This is a genomic window from Psychrobacillus sp. NEAU-3TGS (assembly GCF_029955155.1).
GTDB lineage: Bacteria > Bacillota > Bacilli > Bacillales_A > Planococcaceae > Psychrobacillus.
On record NZ_JAPNOZ010000010.1, the window covers coordinates 733,982 to 751,826 of the forward strand.

The 17,845-nt window shown below is 38.8% G+C and carries 24 protein-coding genes and 1 pseudogene; 11 read left to right on the top strand and 14 right to left on the bottom strand.

Annotation, left to right across the window (positions count from 1 at the left end):
- Window positions 1-102: 102 nt before the first annotated feature.
- Together OR571_RS12020 and OR571_RS12025 are read right to left on the bottom strand one after the other, a co-directional pair.
- The gene (locus tag OR571_RS12020) at window positions 103-627 is read right to left on the bottom strand and encodes a YwhD family protein (RefSeq protein ID WP_282243028.1); all 525 of its coding nucleotides are present in this window, start codon (window positions 625-627) and stop codon (window positions 103-105) included.
- A gap of 324 nt (window positions 628-951) precedes the next feature.
- On the bottom strand, window positions 952-1,230 hold the full coding sequence (locus tag OR571_RS12025; protein ID WP_282243029.1) for a YciI family protein: 279 nt from the start codon (window positions 1,228-1,230) through the stop codon (window positions 952-954).
- 165 nt (window positions 1,231-1,395) lie between these two features.
- Between OR571_RS12025 and OR571_RS12030 the strand changes: the two genes are divergently transcribed.
- The gene (locus tag OR571_RS12030) at window positions 1,396-1,581 is read left to right on the top strand and encodes a 2-hydroxymuconate tautomerase (RefSeq protein ID WP_282243030.1); all 186 of its coding nucleotides are present in this window, start codon (window positions 1,396-1,398) and stop codon (window positions 1,579-1,581) included.
- 109 nt (window positions 1,582-1,690) lie between these two features.
- On the opposite strand, the gene OR571_RS12035 is transcribed toward OR571_RS12030, so the two are convergent.
- From OR571_RS12035 to OR571_RS12045, 3 genes are all read right to left on the bottom strand, one after another.
- A complete protein-coding gene (locus OR571_RS12035; RefSeq protein WP_282243031.1) occupies window positions 1,691-2,206 on the bottom strand; it encodes a YwgA family protein in 516 nt (171 codons plus the stop codon).
- A 15-nt stretch (window positions 2,207-2,221) separates the two neighbouring features.
- Window positions 2,222-3,517 (bottom strand): HD domain-containing protein, encoded by a 1,296-nt coding sequence (locus OR571_RS12040; protein ID WP_142537992.1) that lies wholly within the window; start codon window positions 3,515-3,517, stop codon window positions 2,222-2,224.
- Between the two features lie 84 nt (window positions 3,518-3,601).
- Complete coding sequence (locus OR571_RS12045) at window positions 3,602-3,829, bottom strand: YuzB family protein (RefSeq protein ID WP_282243032.1); 228 nt, start codon at window positions 3,827-3,829, stop codon at window positions 3,602-3,604.
- Between the two features lie 288 nt (window positions 3,830-4,117).
- On the opposite strand from OR571_RS12045, the gene OR571_RS12050 reads away from it, so the two are divergent.
- Complete coding sequence (locus OR571_RS12050; RefSeq protein ID WP_142537994.1) at window positions 4,118-4,741, top strand: RsfA family transcriptional regulator; 624 nt, start codon at window positions 4,118-4,120, stop codon at window positions 4,739-4,741.
- 18 nt (window positions 4,742-4,759) lie between these two features.
- Here the strand turns inward: OR571_RS12050 and lipL are convergent, their stop codons facing one another.
- Entirely contained in the window at window positions 4,760-5,602 is an 843-nt protein-coding gene (gene lipL / locus OR571_RS12055) for an octanoyl-[GcvH]:protein N-octanoyltransferase (protein WP_282243033.1), read from the bottom strand.
- A 167-nt stretch (window positions 5,603-5,769) separates the two neighbouring features.
- On the opposite strand from lipL, the gene hemQ reads away from it, so the two are divergent.
- The 3 genes from hemQ to gerQ all read left to right on the top strand — a co-directional run bounded on the left by hemQ (window position 5,770) and on the right by gerQ (window position 7,894).
- A complete protein-coding gene (gene hemQ, locus OR571_RS12060; RefSeq protein ID WP_142537996.1) occupies window positions 5,770-6,519 on the top strand; it encodes a hydrogen peroxide-dependent heme synthase in 750 nt (249 codons plus the stop codon).
- Window positions 6,520-7,125: 606 nt separating this feature from the next.
- Window positions 7,126-7,545 carry a cell wall hydrolase gene (locus tag OR571_RS12065; protein ID WP_282243034.1) on the top strand — a complete coding sequence of 140 codons (420 nt, stop codon included), beginning with the start codon at window positions 7,126-7,128 and terminating at the stop codon, window positions 7,543-7,545.
- A gap of 25 nt (window positions 7,546-7,570) precedes the next feature.
- Window positions 7,571-7,894, top strand: coding sequence for a spore coat protein GerQ (gene gerQ / locus OR571_RS12070; protein ID WP_142537998.1), 324 nt, complete (start codon window positions 7,571-7,573; stop codon window positions 7,892-7,894).
- 65 nt (window positions 7,895-7,959) lie between these two features.
- On the opposite strand, the gene OR571_RS12075 is transcribed toward gerQ, so the two are convergent.
- From OR571_RS12075 to OR571_RS12100, 5 genes are all read right to left on the bottom strand, one after another.
- Window positions 7,960-8,340, bottom strand: coding sequence for a DUF423 domain-containing protein (locus OR571_RS12075; RefSeq protein WP_142537999.1), 381 nt, complete (start codon window positions 8,338-8,340; stop codon window positions 7,960-7,962).
- A 19-nt stretch (window positions 8,341-8,359) separates the two neighbouring features.
- Window positions 8,360-8,650 carry a YwdI family protein gene (locus tag OR571_RS12080; protein WP_282243035.1) on the bottom strand — a complete coding sequence of 97 codons (291 nt, stop codon included), beginning with the start codon at window positions 8,648-8,650 and terminating at the stop codon, window positions 8,360-8,362.
- Window positions 8,651-8,821: 171 nt separating this feature from the next.
- Window positions 8,822-9,475: a uracil-DNA glycosylase gene (locus OR571_RS12090; RefSeq protein ID WP_282243036.1), complete on the bottom strand. Its 654-nt coding sequence runs from the start codon at window positions 9,473-9,475 to the stop codon at window positions 8,822-8,824.
- A 6-nt stretch (window positions 9,476-9,481) separates the two neighbouring features.
- Window positions 9,482-9,604 carry a hypothetical protein gene (locus OR571_RS12095; RefSeq protein WP_282243037.1) on the bottom strand — a complete coding sequence of 41 codons (123 nt, stop codon included), beginning with the start codon at window positions 9,602-9,604 and terminating at the stop codon, window positions 9,482-9,484.
- Window positions 9,601-10,233, bottom strand: coding sequence for a DUF4230 domain-containing protein (locus OR571_RS12100; RefSeq protein ID WP_282243038.1), 633 nt, complete (start codon window positions 10,231-10,233; stop codon window positions 9,601-9,603). The genes OR571_RS12095 and OR571_RS12100 overlap by 4 nt, the downstream gene beginning before the upstream one ends.
- A gap of 82 nt (window positions 10,234-10,315) precedes the next feature.
- Between OR571_RS12100 and OR571_RS12105 the strand changes: the two genes are divergently transcribed.
- The 5 genes and pseudogenes from OR571_RS12105 to OR571_RS12125 all read left to right on the top strand — a co-directional run bounded on the left by OR571_RS12105 (window position 10,316) and on the right by OR571_RS12125 (window position 14,112).
- The gene (locus OR571_RS12105) at window positions 10,316-10,594 is read left to right on the top strand and encodes a hypothetical protein (RefSeq protein WP_282243039.1); all 279 of its coding nucleotides are present in this window, start codon (window positions 10,316-10,318) and stop codon (window positions 10,592-10,594) included.
- 68 nt (window positions 10,595-10,662) lie between these two features.
- On the top strand, window positions 10,663-11,496 hold the full coding sequence (thiD, locus tag OR571_RS12110; protein ID WP_282243040.1) for a bifunctional hydroxymethylpyrimidine kinase/phosphomethylpyrimidine kinase: 834 nt from the start codon (window positions 10,663-10,665) through the stop codon (window positions 11,494-11,496).
- A 118-nt stretch (window positions 11,497-11,614) separates the two neighbouring features.
- Window positions 11,615-11,965, top strand: a complete 351-nt coding sequence (locus tag OR571_RS12115; RefSeq protein WP_282243041.1) for a YojF family protein — start codon at window positions 11,615-11,617, stop codon at window positions 11,963-11,965.
- Window positions 11,966-11,978: 13 nt separating this feature from the next.
- Window positions 11,979-12,664, top strand: a pseudogene (gene bshB2 / locus OR571_RS12120) (bacillithiol biosynthesis deacetylase BshB2).
- Between the two features lie 107 nt (window positions 12,665-12,771).
- Window positions 12,772-14,112: a YjiH family protein gene (locus OR571_RS12125; RefSeq protein WP_282243042.1), complete on the top strand. Its 1,341-nt coding sequence runs from the start codon at window positions 12,772-12,774 to the stop codon at window positions 14,110-14,112.
- A gap of 197 nt (window positions 14,113-14,309) precedes the next feature.
- Here the strand turns inward: OR571_RS12125 and OR571_RS12130 are convergent, their stop codons facing one another.
- Window positions 14,310-15,257, bottom strand: coding sequence for an L-threonine 3-dehydrogenase (locus OR571_RS12130; RefSeq protein WP_282243043.1), 948 nt, complete (start codon window positions 15,255-15,257; stop codon window positions 14,310-14,312).
- A gap of 179 nt (window positions 15,258-15,436) precedes the next feature.
- Between OR571_RS12130 and OR571_RS12135 the strand changes: the two genes are divergently transcribed.
- The gene (locus OR571_RS12135) at window positions 15,437-16,120 is read left to right on the top strand and encodes a hypothetical protein (RefSeq protein WP_282243044.1); all 684 of its coding nucleotides are present in this window, start codon (window positions 15,437-15,439) and stop codon (window positions 16,118-16,120) included.
- A gap of 48 nt (window positions 16,121-16,168) precedes the next feature.
- On the opposite strand, the gene OR571_RS12140 is transcribed toward OR571_RS12135, so the two are convergent.
- Entirely contained in the window at window positions 16,169-17,359 is a 1,191-nt protein-coding gene (locus OR571_RS12140) for a glycine C-acetyltransferase (RefSeq protein WP_282243045.1), read from the bottom strand.
- A 129-nt stretch (window positions 17,360-17,488) separates the two neighbouring features.
- Complete coding sequence (locus tag OR571_RS12145) at window positions 17,489-17,833, bottom strand: sugar phosphate isomerase family (protein WP_282243046.1); 345 nt, start codon at window positions 17,831-17,833, stop codon at window positions 17,489-17,491.
- Window positions 17,834-17,845: the final 12 nt, after the last annotated feature.

A 17,845-nucleotide genomic window follows, 5' to 3' on the forward strand; every position in this document is an offset into this window, starting at 1 on the left:
CTAAGTGTCCTAGCATTACTGTGAAGTAAGCTTTAAGTAAATTGTACTTTCTTTTTGGTTTGAATTCAACCTCATTACGAAATTATACCAAATTGTTACTGTTTAATTGGAAGTTACAGCCAGGTCATTATGTAGCTTTTCGTCGCTACGCTCCCACATTTCTCGGTTATGCGTTTGTAAGAAGTCGCTTAAAATATTTTTGGAACGATCATCCATAAATTCTACCATAATATGGCGTTTCATCGATTTGTCCATTCGATTTACGTGGTCTGCAAGTAATTTGTAGCCACGGCGTTTTTCGCGGTTTACTACCATTTCGCATGCAGTAACCCCTGCATAATACGGACCTTCTGCTTTATAATCGATTGTTACCCACACTAGCCAATACGGTTTTCCGCCTTCTGAGTCTTCGCGGTTCGTCGTAAACTTGATACCTTTTTCGGTGTCGCTGCGCGCGTGCATCGCACCAATTTCAATTCTTGCAACATCTTCTTCAACGTCGATAATAACCGGTGACACATTCTCTAAAGATAGAGAACCAATTCCGAATCCTTTATGTCCATCAGTTGGATCATTTTTTATAATGGTGAAGCCGATTTTTTGTTTTGGTTTTTCTTCATTTGCCATCCGAAAGTTCCCTCCGTTCTTTTTTTATATCTAGTTTTTCCTATTACATAATGTGAATTATACTTCCTGAACCCTTGATATATCAAGGATTGAAACTTTTCTTAATCTTATCATAAACGCAACTTAAAGCATAGAAAAGCAGGCTAAGTGGCGCGTATGTACAAAACAGTTGTCGAGGAAAAAAACGCCTAACTTGAGAGCATTAAAAGGAAGGTTTAACACCTTTACTGTTCATACATTTATAGACTATGTTAAAGGTCACACTTCCTATCCCATACGCACTATAAAAGTGCAGCAATGCCTCCATCGTGTACACTTTTCACATTAATGGGATAATGCTGAGTTACTGTCCATTTCCCATTCGTGTATTTCACACCCTCGCGCTCCTTGAATCACATAAGGGTCTTGTTTTGCAAGTTGTTCCACTTCTTCTACCGTTTCAACTCGATAAATGACTAATCCCCCAGTACCATCAGCAAATCGGCCATTGGCAATTATTTTGCCTCCATTGCGCTTTTGCTCTAAATACTGAAGATGCTGTGCGCGGTATTCCATGCTCTTCTCCTGATTTATCATTGGTAATAAAACAGCGAAGTATTTCATTTATAATCATCCTTTCTTTCCTATTACGGTTTCCATTTTCACTTTATTTTTTCATTCGCATGAAGGGTATAGTCCACTATTTTGTTTTGAATATATCTGATTTTTTTGCAAATCACTATGTTATGATACTACTATACAGAAATTTTCACTAAAGGAGGAAATGAAATGCCATATGTAACAGTAAAAATGCTAGAAGGCCGTACTGAAGAACAAAAAAGAGCTTTGGTAGAAAAAGTAACAGCTGCAGTAGTGGAAACAGTGAACGCACCAGCTGAAAATGTTGTCGTGTTTATCGAGGACATGCCAAAAAATCACTACGGTGTTGCAGGGAAGTTATTTAGTGATAAATAATTTTGGAGAGTGCTCTTTGCTTTAGCAAAGGGCATTTTTTGGTTTTATCGCGTTCGGCGCTTGTTTTGTCTCAGTTTGGATTATTGCTCCATAAAAAAAGAACCATCCCTTAGTGGATAGTTCTCATGTTCATTAAATTCATGACGAATTCGTATGCATCTGCAATTTCTTCTTCTGTGAAATTTAGCTTTCCTTTCACAGCGTGGAGCTTTTCTATTTGTTCTTCTTTTGGAAGATGGTCGAAAAACAATAGAGTTGAAACGAGCTCTAGGAAGCGAGAGCTTTTGTTTTTCATTTGTGAAATACACTCGACTAGCGCTGGTGCAGCTTCTTCCAGTTGCGCCATTTGCGTGAAATGCTCGCCTGCGTCCGTCATTTGGTATTTGTATTGGACGTATGAGCCTTTATCCTGTCTGTCTTCCTGTAAAAATCCCATATTGCAAAGCTCTTCTACTCGCAATGTGAGCTCATGCGAATATGGACCATATACATGAAACTCGTACTTTTCTTTATATGGATAGTCTAACTTTTTAGCGATGTACACCATTTTTTGAAGTTTTTTTCTGCCAGTTATTCCGTCTGCTGCTCCGATAAATTGTATGATTTTTGCATGTTCCTCTAGCAATTCTAGCCCCCACCTTTATTTCAACAGATCTAATATTTGTTTTTTTAATGCTTTTTTCTTTCCATCTTCCGTTAAAAAGTCTTCTGGAAAATATAATTTATGATCAGTTCGACGTTTTCCTGAAATCGCTTCTACTACTTCCGATTCACGAGAAAGCTCTCTAATTTCTCCGGATGGCATGAGTAAATGGATAGGAATTCGTTCTCCCTCTTCCCCTGGACGATAAAAATCGTATGGTAAATCCGATGACGAATCAAATACTAAATAATACTCTGGGTCTATACCCGCTTTTTTAAATAATAACTCCAACTCTTTCATCTTCATATAATCTTTTGCTAGGTCAAACTCAATATATTGGAATAGCTTCCGATTGACAAAACGATAGCTTAAATCAGCTAAGATTGGATCCTTCTCGTTCACCCAAAGCTGAAAATAGGTCATTAAGACACCTTCATCTAAAGCTAAATACTCATTTAACGTGAATGTGCCATCGAAAAAACCTTGGAAGTGAGTTGGTTGCTGCGCAAAATCATACCCACTTTTACTTAAAGCTTTTGCACGATGTAAGATTTTCGTTAAGATCACTTCTGCGCTTCTGGAAACGGGATGAAAATACACTTGCCAGTACATTTGATAGCGACTCATAATATAGTCTTCCACTGCATGCATACCGCTAGATTTGATCACGATTTGATCTTCCCTTGGACGCATGACACGCAGAATTCGCTCCATATCAAAATGACCGTAGCTTACTCCTGTAAAGTAGGCATCTCGCTGTAAATAATCCATACGATCGGCGTCGATTTGGCTGGATATTAAGCTAACGACTTGTTTATTTCCATAGGTTTTTGCAATAACGTCTGCTACTTTTTGCGGGAAGTCTTTGCTTACCCTCTTTAATATTTCATTTACTTCGGTTTCCCCAAGTAATATCTTTCTTGTAAATTCCTCATGATCTAGATTGAACACATTTTCGAAAGCATGTGAGAACGGTCCATGTCCTAAATCATGTAAAAGTGCTGCACATAAAACTAAAAGTCTTTCAGAGGCATCCCATTCGGGTCGGCCATTGAAACTATCATCCACAATACGACGGACAATTTCGTAAACTCCTAGAGAGTGACTAAAGCGACTATGTTCTGCCCCGTGAAAAACTAGATATGTAGTTCCAAGCTGTTTAACGCGGCGAAGTCGTTGAAATTCCTTTGCGCCGATGACGTCCCAAATGACCTGGTCACGAACATGAATGTACCTGTGAACCGGATCTTTAAACACTTTCTCTTCTGCTAGTTTCTGCGTTGCATAGCTCATTTGCCCACCTCCGTGAAGTTAAATGTTATTTACCCTTCATTATAAAGAAAAAAACCGCTCATGGTAAGGCGGCAAAAGTTCTGTTTAGTCTTCTAGTTTGGCGCGTACTTTTTCCATTAATTCATCTTCTGTCAAAGCTGCAACAGGACGGTTATTCACAAATGCGAATGTCTTTTTTCGCCCCGGCCCGCAGTAGGATTGACATTCTTTAATTTCAATTTCTGCTTCTGGATCTATTGTTTTAAGCTTTGGAATTAATGTTTTTAAATTAACGGCCTGACACTCATCGCAAACTCTGAAATGGTTTGCCATTCGTCCACAACCCCTTTCATCAATTACGTCTCGACGTAATTGCGTCCAGATTTTGAATTGTGCACGCACAATTGACTCCTTTTTAAAATCTGTGACATCCGCCGGAGGCATTAATCTAATTTAGTTGGTGTCCTTATACCAACTAAATTAGATTAGATAATAGTCTACACGCCATTGTATCTTAAAATATATATTGCTATCAAGTGTATTTTACGTGAATAAAAGAGCGCTATGTTGTCCATGATGTTAATAGAGTAACGAAACTATGAACATGGTAGGAGGAGCAATATGGTAAAAATTAGACAAGACGCATGGATGACAGAAAATGATGAAATGTTAGCGGAAATGGTGTTACGACATGTCCGCGAAGGCAGTACACAACTAAATGCATTTGAAGAAGCAGGTGACGAATTAAATCGAACTGCTGCTGCATGTGGATTTCGCTGGAATGCAGTTGTCCGCCATCAATATGAAAGTGAATTAAAGGAAGCAAAAAAAGAAAGAAAAGAAAAGCTACGTATATTAGGAAAAGATTATAGACGTAGAGGAAACGGTATTTATCTTGCCAAGCCTCAAGAAGAAGGCGAACGCACCACATCGGTTCCAGTTTCTGCTTTATCAATCGATATTATTATTGCCTATCTCGTTCGTTTACAGCATAGCGATTCGGATATTTCTAGATATCGTCATTTAGCTTCTATATCAAACGAGAAAATTCGCAAACTAGAAACTGAACTTGCCAAACTAGAAAAAGAAAATGCAGCGATTAAACAAGATTACGAGCAGTTTGTACAAATTATGAACCGCGCACGACGACTTGTTACATTGAATGATGAAGAAGTGCCAGCAGTACCTGTTTTCCAAATGGAAAAAAACGGAAACCTAGTTTCAAAAGAACCACCAACTATGTAATGCAGTTGGTGGTTTTTCTTATTCCTTTGTAAGCATCTTTTTATTTCGATCGACAACACGTTGCATATAAAACTGATAAAGCTCCATTTCATCTTGCGTGACGGATTGCGATACTATTTTTGTAGATAGCTGTTGTAGAACCTGTTGAACTCGGATGACGATATCCTGAACTGTAAAGGATTCATTTAATAGTTCGTTTAACGAAGCCATTACTTCTGGTTTTATGACCGGGTAGGTGAATTTCGTTTCTTCCCCTTGCACACCGATTTCATAAAACTGGCGAATCAATTCAGCACGCTCACTTCCACTACCTTCTACACATAAGTATATTTGCACAGCTATTCCTTGACGAAGCCTTCGCTGTGATATTCCAGCAAATTTCTTGCCATCAATACTTAAATCATATGAACCGGGGCAATAGGAACCGACAATTTCATAAGCTTCTATTTTTCCTTCTGCTTCTGGAAAGAGAAGCCGGATGAAAGTAAGCATTACGTCATAACCCGCGGAAATATCAACTGACTGCGCTTGTTCAGACAATACGATGGAAATATTCAGCACTCCATCATCCAATACAACCGCGAGACCTCCCGAATTACGGACAATTGGTATGTATCCTTGTGTACGTAGAAAATCTTGTGCTTCTTCTACGAATGGTAATCGGTGATCTTGGATACCTAACACAACCGTCTGATCATGTACCCATGTTCGAACAGTTGCTGGCGACAATCCTTGACCAACTAAATGACAAAGAAGATCGTCCGCTGCAAATGACTCCAATGCGGAGCGACTTTTACCACTTAGTGATTGATCCCAAAATCGCCAAACTTTGTGCTGTAATAATGCTTCTATTTGTGACATATTTCTTACTCCTTAATCTAACGATTGCTCTACTGTTTTCATTAGTTCAAGCATACACGACTTTGTCACATATTGTCATGCAATATCGAGGTCATTACGAGATAAGAATCTTTTCTTGTGATAAACTAAAGATGTAAATTTCTTATATAAAAGGAGTGTCTGATAAAATGAATGAAGCAGCAATTACACTAGACGGCTGGTACGTTTTACATGATTTTCGCCAAATGGACTGGGCATCTTGGAAACAAGTAGATCCAGAACTTCGCAAAGAAGCAACAGATGAATTTGTGGCATTTTTAGACGAACTTCAACAAGCAGATGACGCAAAAACAGGCGCACATGCTTTTTACACGATTGTAGGGCAAAAAGCAGATTTCATGTTAATGACTCTACGTCCAACAATAGACGAACTTCAAGAAATCGAAGCGAAATTCAATAAGTTAACGATTGCAGACTTTACAATTCCTGCTTATTCTTATGTATCAGTTGTAGAATTATCTAACTACCTAGCTGGAGAATCTACGGAAGATCCATATCAAAATCCACATGTACGAGCTCGATTATATCCAGAACTTCAACGTTCACAATATATTTGCTTCTATCCAATGGACAAGCGTCGTAATGGTGAAGACAACTGGTATATGCTTTCTATGGAAGATCGTCGCGCTCTTATGGCAAGCCACGGAAAAATCGGTCGCGGTTATGCTGGGAAAGTAAAACAAATCATTTCTGGCTCTGTCGGATTTGATGATTTCGAGTGGGGCGTAACATTATTCTCGGATGATGTGCTTCAATTTAAAAAGTTAGTGTACGAAATGCGTTTTGATGAAGTAAGTGCTCGTTATGCGGAATTTGGTTCATTCTTTATCGGTACTATTTTAGCAGGCGAAAAACGAGTAGAATTTTTCAACATTTAATAGGTTAATGAGAAAGGAACAAGCGCGCTTTAAAATTAAAACCTGTTCCTATAATTCCCCGTGGGCTTTGGACAAACTTGTTGCTATATCATTACCATTTTTTAGATAGGCTGGTCGTGACTGACGTCACAACCAGCCTATTTTTTCTTGGTAATCTTATGGCATCTGTCTATCCGGCGCCCTCTCTCAACAGTATAAAACAGGTGAAGAACTTTTTGGATAATGAGTGAAAAGATGCTTTCCAACTCATAAAGGAAGCACCCGAAGATGAAATTTCGGGTGCTCAAGTAGCTGCTCTATATAATTGACACTAACTATTTTTGATTCTATACTCTTTGACCAATAAAGAAATTAGAAAAAATGTCTATTTAAAGATTCTTCCTAACTAACAGATCACTCTTTCTTTTTTTGATGGATTTGAAAACAATTAATGGATTGTAACTGTAGGCATTGACGGCTAACCGCTCACACGTAGAAAACATCCATCTCGAGTGTTAAATTGTATAATTTCTTTAAAAAGAATGCGGTCTTTTTTCTGTTCCTCTCTTTTAGCGATATGTATCATTTCTTCTTTCCTAACATAGTGTATATATAGGAGGTGATGCGTTGGCAGTAGTTAAGTCCACTTCAAAGCAACTAGATTTACTAGCAAGGCTAATGCGTGCGGAAGCTGAGGGTGATGGTCAGCTTGGTATGTTATTGGTTGGTAATGTTGGAGTGAACCGGGTTCTTGCCGATTGCTTAGATTTTCGTAATATTCGTAATTTGGAAGAGATGGTATTCCAAAAACCAGGTGGCTTTGTGGCAACAACCCAATCTTATTTTTATCAACGTGCCCGTGAACAGGATCGAAATTTAGCAAGACGCGTTATTAATGGGGAACGTTTTAGTCCCGGCGAACGCTCCTTATGGTTTTTTGATCCAGGTGGCGATTGTCCTCCTCAGTGGTATAACCAATGGAACACCGGACGTTTTAAAACGCATTGTTTTTACTCTCCAACCGTTGCCGAATGCCCAAGTGTATAATTCTATTTCCAGAAAGGATGTATGAATGGTTCAATATTATTGGTATCCTGGAGCTTTTCCACCTCAACAGCAACAACCGATGACTCCTCCTGCTCAACCGCCAAGCCCAGGCCGACAAGAAGAATCGTATATCGAGAACATTTTACGAATGAACAGAGGTAAGCTAGGTACATTCTATTTCACTTTTGAAAATAACAAAGAATGGAACGCTAAAGTGATTAAAGGCTATGTAGAAGCAGCAGGCCGCGATCATGTGATCATAAGTGATCCAAATGGGAAAAGATACTTAATGTTAATGATTTATCTAGACTATGTAACATTTGATGAAGAAATTAACTATAACTTATAAACAAAGAGACTTATCCGAATTTAAGGATAAGTCTCTTTGTTGTGGCTATTACGCTATTCACTTCATTAACTCGCAAACTTCGCAGCAGCAACAATAATCATAATCCATCCAACTAAAAATGCTACGCCGCCGATTGGAGTAATAGCTCCTAAAATGCCAATACCAGTTAAACTCAATACATACAAGCTACCAGAGAATAAAATAATCCCTGCTAGGATTAAATAGCCCGCTGTATTTAATGATGAAACAGGTCCAAGTATCTTGCTACTCATCAAAATACCGATTGCGATTAACGCAAGTGCATGGAACATTTGATATTGTACAGCCGTTTCCCAAATCGCTAAATACTTTTCCGATAGTTTTTCCTTTAAAGCGTGTGCGCCAAAAGCACCAAATGCTACTGCCAAAAATCCATTGATAGCTCCTGCAATAATAAATAATTTCACAATCATTCCTACTTTCTATTTAGAAATCAAATAATGACTCTCCGTTTGCATCGTCTTCTTTTAATGCAACCGGCTGTTGTATTGCTGGGGCTATGGCTACTGCTTGGACAACTGGTGAAGCTTGGGATGATGGCCCGGATTCTAACGCTAAATCGCATAATGCTCGTATTGCAGCGAGTGCCTCTCTTTTCGTTTGTTCATTACCAGTTGTTTTGGCTAGCGTAAGCTGTTTATCTATTTGCATGAAAATATGTTCATTTGAAATCATCGTCTTTGCCCCTCTTCTTGCTTTCGTTCGAATTTCAAGCATTCCATGCCCGAGGTACGCTTTACTAATGCAGATGGGAGCTCTTTCGTTTTAAATCCGTAAGCTTTGCACCCACGTGGATGTCTCGCATCCCATGTAGTAAAAAAGAAGCGGCATTTAAAACAGTTTACTGCCAAATTACTCCCTCGCTTTCCCGTCCATATAATAGCATAATCATAAGCAAAAATCGATTGGTGTCTCTCCCCATGCTTCGAGCTGCGCATTTATCTTAGAATACGGCTTACTCCCAAAAAATCCTCGATGTACACTTAGCGGACTTGGATGTGGAGATTCTAAAATCATATGTTTTTTCGTATCTATTAGCTTTTTCTTCATTTGCGCTGGTCTTCCCCAGAGGACAAAAATAATCGGCTTTTCTCTTTCCGATAGACGCTTAATCACTTCATCCGTAAACGTTTCCCAGCCCATTCCTTTATGGGAATTAGCTTGCCCTGCTCTTACGGTCATTACCGTATTAAGCAATAAAACCCCCTGCTGTGCCCATTTCAATAAATAGCCGTTTGAAGGAACCGGACACCCTATATCATCCGCAAGTTCCTTAAACATATTGCGTAGACTCGGTGGTACCCTTACCCCAGGATTTACCGAAAAGCTCATCCCATGCGCCTGTCCTTCCCCGTGATAGGGATCCTGTCCTAAAATAACTATTTTCACTTCATCAAAAGGCGTTGCACGAAAAGCGTTGCCAATATCCTTTCGCTTTGGATAAATCGTTTGTTCTGCGTATTCTTTATCTAAAAAAGATTGGAGTTCTAAAAAATATGGCTTTTCCCATTCATCTGCTAATACTTCTTTCCAGCTTGGCAATGCGCGTCACTCCTTAAACTGAACTTGTACGTCGTAATCTACTAATTGGAACATCTCTTTTACAGATTTCTCCGCATTTTCTTCCGCTAACTGTAAAATGCCTTGTCCCGTCGCCTCTTCTATCATCATTTTTTGGCCTTTTCCGCCAGCTCATACCCTTCTTTTATATCCGCTTTTTCACGGAATAATCCTTCATTAGAAAATACTTTCGCCTGGTCAAAGAAAATTTCCGTACCACCTAGAATTTGTGGCGCCGGTAATGTGAGACTCGCCGTTTTTTTATCTTTGTCCACTTTTATATCCGATTCCTTCACTTGCGAAAAATCTACACCCGCTCGTACTCTACCCGGCACAACAACGAGCAACTGCCTTTTAGTACCCGGTAAATCCATGCCAATTTCTTTTCCGAATAATTGGTTGTCCTGTTCTTCGATAATTACTTTTGTATACGCTTCAGCGGTCGACAATTCATTTAGTGCCTGTACTCGTTCGACAATAGAACCTTTGTTTTCCGAAAAGGTGCTGCCTTGAATCGCCCAAAATGCGGCAAATGGTAAGGCAGCTAACAAGAGGAGAACAATTATTACAATAAGGATAATCGATTTCGTTCTAAATCTATATAAAGCACGTGGAATTTTCCCAAAGCCAAACCCTTGTCTAGAAGGATTTTCTGCAATCGTTGCAGTTGTTTCGTTTTTTTGCGCTTTTAGTTCTTCTAATAGTTTTTCCATTTCTCGAATTTTGTCATCTTTTCGCATATCATCTCTCTTTTCCTCTTAATCTACTACGTTAACAGTACAAAAAAATTGTCCGTTTCACAACTATTCTATATCTGTTACGATGAAAAAGGGTGATATGTGTATGGCTGATTTACATTATCGGGAGAAACTAAGAAAAATTGAACAAGCTGCTAGTACAAATGAAGTTTCTAACGGTGCGAAAAGTTTTGGACTTGGCTGCTTTACAGTGGGCATGCTACTATTCATTGGCTTTCTTCTATTTTTAGCAATCTCCTTATTTATTAATGATATTATATTCGGATCCGTTATCACTTTTTTCGTCGCAGCTCTTTTCATTTTCATTCTGCTGAAATTATTAACAGCTCCGAAACTTCCTTAATTTAAGTTTCGACTATTGTCTGATATAATGAAAAATATTAACTTTTTATCAAAAGGGGAAACGCTAAAATGTCGATTAAAAAAACACTAACAATTGCAGGCTCTGACACTTCAGGCGGAGCTGGAATACAAGCAGATTTAAAAACATTCCAAGAGCACGGTACATATGGCATGAACGTTCTAACGGTTGTTGCTACAATGGATCCTGATAACGGTTGGAGCCATGGTGTATTTTCTCTTCCAGTAGACGAGATAAAACGACAAGCTAAAACCGCTTTATCGACAAATGTCGATGCGATTAAAACGGGTATGCTAAGTACAGAAGAAATTATCGAAACAGCTGGAAACATCATTGAAGCGTCTGGCACAAACAATGTCGTAATCGACCCTGTTATGGTGTGCAAGGGTGAAGATGAAGTATTAAACCCAGGCACAGTGGATGCGATGATTACTAACCTACTGCCACGTGCTTTAGTCGTTACTCCAAATCTTTTTGAAGCTGGACAACTTTCAGGTCTGGGAACACTTAAAACAATTGACGATATGAAAGCTGCTGCGGAAAAAATTCATGCACTTGGCGCTAAAAATGTTGTTATCAAAGGCGGCAAACAATTAGCACATGATAAAGCGGTCGATCTCTTCTATGATGGACAAGCACACACTTTGTTAGAGACAGAAAAAACAGATACAACTTATAACCACGGAGCTGGCTGTACTTTTGCTGCAGCGGTGACTGCTAACTTGGCAAATGGTTTATCAGTTGCAGATGCTGTTTTTGAAGCAAAAGAATTCGTTTCAGCCGCTATAGCACATGGTTGGAAACTAAACCAATATGTAGGACCAGTTCTTCACGGTGCAAAAGGGAAATACGGTGCACCAGAAGTAACGACAACTACTGTATAAGAAATTATTCACTCGCAAAGTCTCACTGACTTTGCGAGTTTTTCATCTCAATCATTCGCTTCCCAAACTTATTTTCATTATACTTATAAAAGACTTTATGTTAGGAGGCTATATATAAATGGAACTTGTTAATGTAGAACAACTACAAGTACTTTTGAATAAATTTGCAAACGAAGATGTATATATTCATCTAGAAACTACAAATGGTGCATATGCATCTCATTTTGATGAAAAGGTATTCAATGCAGGGGCTTTTATCCGCAATGTCATGCTTCGATATGAGCTTGGAAAAGTAGCAGGAGAAGCACCACATCGTGTCGGCCTTAAATTACCACATGGTTGGGTATACGCTCAAGGCATTACGCATTTCGAATTAGACGAACATGATCGTTTACTAATGGCAGGACATGACCAAAATGGGAAGCTTGCGGTCGCATTAGAAATTAGTAAAACACCATTCACTTATTAAGGAGGACACACAAATGACTTTACCAATGGAACGACATGTACTTGTTGTATTCCCTCACCCAGATGACGAAGCTTTCGGCGTTTCCGGAACGATTGCAACTTACGTAAAACAAGGAATTCCGGTTACATATGCGTGTCTAACTTTAGGCGAAATGGGAAGAAACTTGGGAAACCCACCTTTTGCGACACGTGAAACCCTTCCACAAATTCGTAAAGAGGAGCTACTCGCTTCTGCCAAAGCAATGGGCGTAACGGATCTTCGAATGATGGGGCTTCGTGATAAAACAGTGGAGTTTGAAGATGATGAAAAAATGGTGGAAATGATGGAGAATCTAATTGCAGATACAAATCCGTCGCTTGTTATTACGTTCTATCCAAACTATGCGGTCCACCCTGACCATGATGCAACCGGGCGTGCTATGATCCGTGCAATTCGCCGCATGCCAGAAGAGGCTCGTCCTACCATTATGCACTTGCTTTTTCAAATGATACCAAGGAAGCTTTAGGAGAACCAGATATTGTGCATAATATCAAGGAGTCGAGAGAAGAAAAAATGGGTGCGATGCGCGCACATATTTCGCAAACGGCATGGATGCTAGAAGAAATGGATAAACGCTTAGCAGACGGGGAGCCAGAAGCAGAAAATTGGCTACATTTCGAACGCTTCTATACGTATGATTTCAACAAAGATTTCGAATAATAGAACATCCCTTGTTTTTATAGACTTCTCTATGCAAATGAATTAGTATGTATAAATGACTTGACACTACGCATATTTATTCATTCATAGAAAGTTGGGCAATAACATTGAAGAAGTTTTCTTTATCTACATGGATTTTGTTCCTGCTTCCATCGATTGCAGGAGTTATTATGTTTATGATTCCCCTTCCTACTTCGGAAGGCTTTAAAATTCCGATTGCGTTGTTTTCTAATATGTTATCTAATGCAATTTCTCCATTCGTGCAATGGATTGCATTAGTAATGATATGGATTGCGGCAATTGGATCAGTTGTATTTCTATTTTTACCTAAGCAAAATACATTTATTAACCAATTATTTAAGGTATCGATATTTTGGACCGTTACTCGTGTAGTTGGTGCTGTTTTTGCTGTATTAATCATCTTCCAAATTGGACCGGAAGCGGTTTGGAATGAAAATACTGGTGGAATGCTACTTAGCCCAGACGGTTTAGTATCGTTTTTATTTACGATCTTCTTATTCGCAGGTCTATTATTGCCGTTTTTATTGAACTTTGGATTACTAGAGTTTTTCGGTACAATGGCAGTAAAAATTATGCGCCCGCTTTTCAAGCTTCCAGGGCGTTCTGCAGTAGACGCCCTGACTTCTTGGGTTGGTGACGGAACGATCGGTGTTTTACTGACAGCAAGACAATATGAAGAGGGCTATTACACGAAAAAAGAAGCAGCCATTATTGGTTCTACATTTTCCGTGGTATCTATCACATTTTGTATCGTCGTACTTGATGAGGTTGGTCTTTCTAACTATTTCTTGCCATTTTACTTTACGGTTCTGCTTTGCGGTCTTGTTTTAGCATTCATCATGCCTCGAATTTATCCATTACGTGGGAAACCAGAGGAACACATTGATGGTCGTCCGCTTGACTTAAAAGCTGAAGACTTTCCGGAAGGCTATAATGCTTTTACACATGGTTTAGAAAATGCACTTGTGAAAGCAAATGATAATCGCTCCATCAAGAAGTTTTTCTCAGATGGTATTAAAAATGTAATTGATTTATACATCGGTGTTGCACCAGTCGTACTTGCTTTTGGTACGGTCGCATTAATGCTTGCAGAGTTCACACCAATTTTCACGATTTTAGGAAAACCTTTTGAACCTTTATTAATGCTTTTTGGTATTCCGGAAGCTGCCGAGGCGGCTCAGACAATGGTTGTCGGGTTTGCGGATATGTTCTTACCGACGCTACTAAGCGGTGGAATTGAGTCAGATAAGACACTATTCTTCATCGCCGCAATGTCCGTGACGCAGCTCATCTATATGTCTGAGGTTGGTGGGTTGTTACTTGGTTCGAAAATTCCAGTTAACTTTAAAGATTTAATCTTTATTTTCCTACTACGTACACTTATTGCATTTCCTATTATTGCAGCAGCAGCACATATTTTGTTCTAAGAACAAAAGTGGAAGCGCCTATGTCTGCCCCGACAGGCAAATGAGGAAAAGCAAGGAGGCAGCTACCAAGCCACCACAGCTTTTTCACATTTGACCCCGAGGGCAAGGCGCTGGAGTCTGGATGTAATTGTACTCATAGTAAGCTATCTACATGTGATCAATTTTATAGTCTAAGAAATCAAAAACAGCGAACCCTTTTACAAGGTGTCCGCTGTTTTTTTAGTTGCTAGCTTTTCTAGCATATCTTTCGTCATTGCATCTAAATCATATTTATACGTAAAGCCCCACTCTTCTTTTGCAGCAGTTGCGTCAATTGAATCCGGCCAGCTGTCAGCAATCGCTTGGCGTACATGGTCCACATCATAATCTAAAGTAAATGTTGGAATTACTTTTTTAATAGATGTAGCAATTTGTTCTGGCTCAAAACTCATCGCTGTTACATTAAACGCATTACGGTGATTTAACTTCGACGCGTCTGCTTCCATTAGATCTACTATCGCCTGCAGTGCATCCGGCATATACATCATATCCATGTAAGTACCTTGAGCAATATAAGAAGTGTACTTCCCTTCTGCTAACGCTTTGTAATAAATATCTACTGCATAATCAGTCGTTCCACCACCAGGTAATGTCTCGTTTGAAATCAGCCCCGGGAAACGTACACCACGTGTATCTAATCCAAATTTATGGAAGTAATAATCACATAATAATTCTCCTGACACTTTGTTTACACCGTACATAGTCGTCGGGCGTTGAAGTGTGTCTTGCGGTGTGTTTTGTTTAGGAGTAGAAGGTCCAAATGCTCCAATTGAGCTTGGCGTGAAAAATTGCATATTTAAATCGCGAGCAGTTTCTAGCGCATTCATTAGCCCACCCATGTTTAAGTTCCAAGCAAATAACGGTTTCGCTTCTGCAGTCGCGGATAAAAGTGCAGCCATATGCATAATGGTATCTGCTCCAAAGTTCTTGGCAATTTGATGCATTTTTTCTCCGTCTGTTACATCAAGGATTTCGAATGGGCCACTTTTCGTTGTTTCAGACGTGATTTGTCGAATATCTGTTGCAAGTACGTTTTCTGCACCATATTCTTTTCGAAGTTTGGTGATTAATTCTGAACCAATTTGCCCTAAAGCTCCGGTGACCATAATTTTTTCATGCTGTCTACTCCCTCTCGAAAACAATTGTATTTTTGGAAAGAACACTTTGTATTTATTAACCTTGTTTTAATAGCGTTTATTTTTACTTATTATATGCTGTTCTTTTGGAAAATACAATAAGAGATTTATATGGGGATTTGATATAATAAAAGAAAAAAGAGGTAAATATGAAAATTCTTAGATATGTATTGATTATTCTACTCGGCATTGCATTAACAGTAGTGATGAGCTTTTTAGAAATACCCTTCTGGATTATTTATTTGAGTATCGTGTTTTTGTATATTCTTTTACTCGTTGTTCCTTCGATGTATATTGTGTATAAATCGAATAACCTAGCAAAAATTGAACGGTATTTAGAGGAAAATAAAAAGAAAGTGCTCTTTACATTCCCGCTTGCGGTAAAAACCGGCGATCTTCCAACGATTATTCAAGCAATTAATGACATCTTAAAGAAATATAAACAACCATATATGCAAGAAGTATATAAAGCGAATCTGGCGCTATATGAAAACAATGTTTCTGAATTCAATATACTTGCTAGACAAATAAGTAAAGAACCACTTCGTACATACTACAAAGCATATGCTGAAGCATTACAAGGAAAATTCGTGGAAGCTCGAACATTAAAAGAGAGTCTACAAGCCTCTTGGATGAAGCATTCAATCGAAGCGATTATTGCGAAAGAACAAGGAGATATGGAGACGTTCCGGAAAGAAGCGGATGCTAGTATTGAGAGTGCTAGGGGTATTCAGAAGTTTAGTTTAGTTTACTTTATTCATTTAAGAGATTTGAATGAGACATATAGTAAGAAAAAGCAGCCCTACGTGGCTGCTTTTTGTTTTGGACAATAATTTAATTTGGATTACAGGCCCCTCTAAGAGTTACCTATGATGATTTCATTACTTTATTACCCCAAGCTCTTTCCCAACTCTTTCATAAATCGCAAGTGCTTCATCAAGCATCTCTTTCGTATGAGCTGCTGTTGGCATATTGCGGACGCGGCCAGTGCCTTTTGGTACCGTTGGGAATACGATGGATTTTGCGTATACACCTTCTTCGAATAGTCGTTTAGAGAATTCTTGTGTTAGTTTTTCGTCTCCGATAATACATGGAGTGATAGGTGTTTCAGATGCTCCTATATCGAATCCAAGCTTAGATAGACCTGCTTTTAAATAATCACCATTTTCCCAAAGCTTGTCGTGCAATTCTGTTGAATCGATAATCATTTGAACTGCTGCAGTGATTGCCGCAACGTCCCCTGGTGGTAGTGCTGTTGAGAATAGGAATGGACGTGAACGAACTTTTAGCCAGTCGATTAGGTTCTTTTTACCGGCAACGTATCCACCTACGACCCCGATCGCTTTGGATAAAGTACCGATTTGGAAGTCGATTTCTTTTTCTAAACCGAAGTGTTTTACTGTTCCTTTTCCTTTACCAGTCACACCTGAACCGTGAGCGTCATCTACGTAAGTGATTAGGTCAAATTCTTTTGCGATTTCTACGATTTCTGGTAGTTTTGCGATATCGCCGTCCATCGAGAATACGCCATCCGTGATAACCATTACTTTATTGTATTGGCCCGATTCTGTAGCTTGTTTTGCTTTTGCGCGTAAATCATCCATGTCTGAGTGGTTGAATGGAATGATTTTTGCTTTGGATAGTCGGCAACCATCGATAATGGATGCGTGGTTTAATTGGTCCGATAGAATTGCATCGTTTTTGTCCATTACAGCTGAAATGGCTGCCATGTTGCAATTAAAGCCGGATTGATAGGAAATAGCTGCTTCAGTTCCTTTGAATTCTGCTAGTTTTTGTTCTAGTTTTACGTGAAGGTCAAGTGTTCCATTGATTGTACGAACTGCTCCTGCTCCGACACCATATTTGTCGATTGCGTCTTTTGCGATTTGTTTAAGCTCTTGATTAGTTGCTAGTCCTAAATAGTTATTAGAAGATAAGTTAATAAGTTCCGAACCACGAACTAGAATCTTTGCACCATTTGCTCCCTCAACTGGATCAATTTCGTTATATAATCCTTGGTTTTTTAGTGCATCTAAGTTTTCTGTTAAAAAGTTGTTTAGTACGTTTGACAAGGTCATCTTTCCTTTCAAGCGAAATATTCCTCTCTAGTTTAACATGAATCCTCTTATAAGAGTAAGCTTCTTTGTATGTACTAGTTTCAGACATACTCCATGTTCTTGTACCAAGTACCGTATTTTTCCCTATCCATTACTACTATAAATAACTGTAAGATTCGTGTGCTTTAGCAATTGACTTGCTGGAAAATCTTCTGTAATTATACCTTTATATAATCGCTCTATTGCTGCTACTTTTTTATCTCCAAAGGCGATTAGTACAATTTTTTTAGCATTCATAATCGATTGAATACCCATTGTAATTGCTTGTTTTGGTACATCCTCTAGATTTTCAAATGTTTTCCCCCGATAACTTGATAAGGATTCTTCAGTAATTTGAGCAATCTTACCTTTTCTAATCAAGATTGCCCATTCATTAATTGTCCATTTATCTAGAGCAATTCGAATATTTTGCATCAAAATTTCTGTCATTTCATTCGCCTT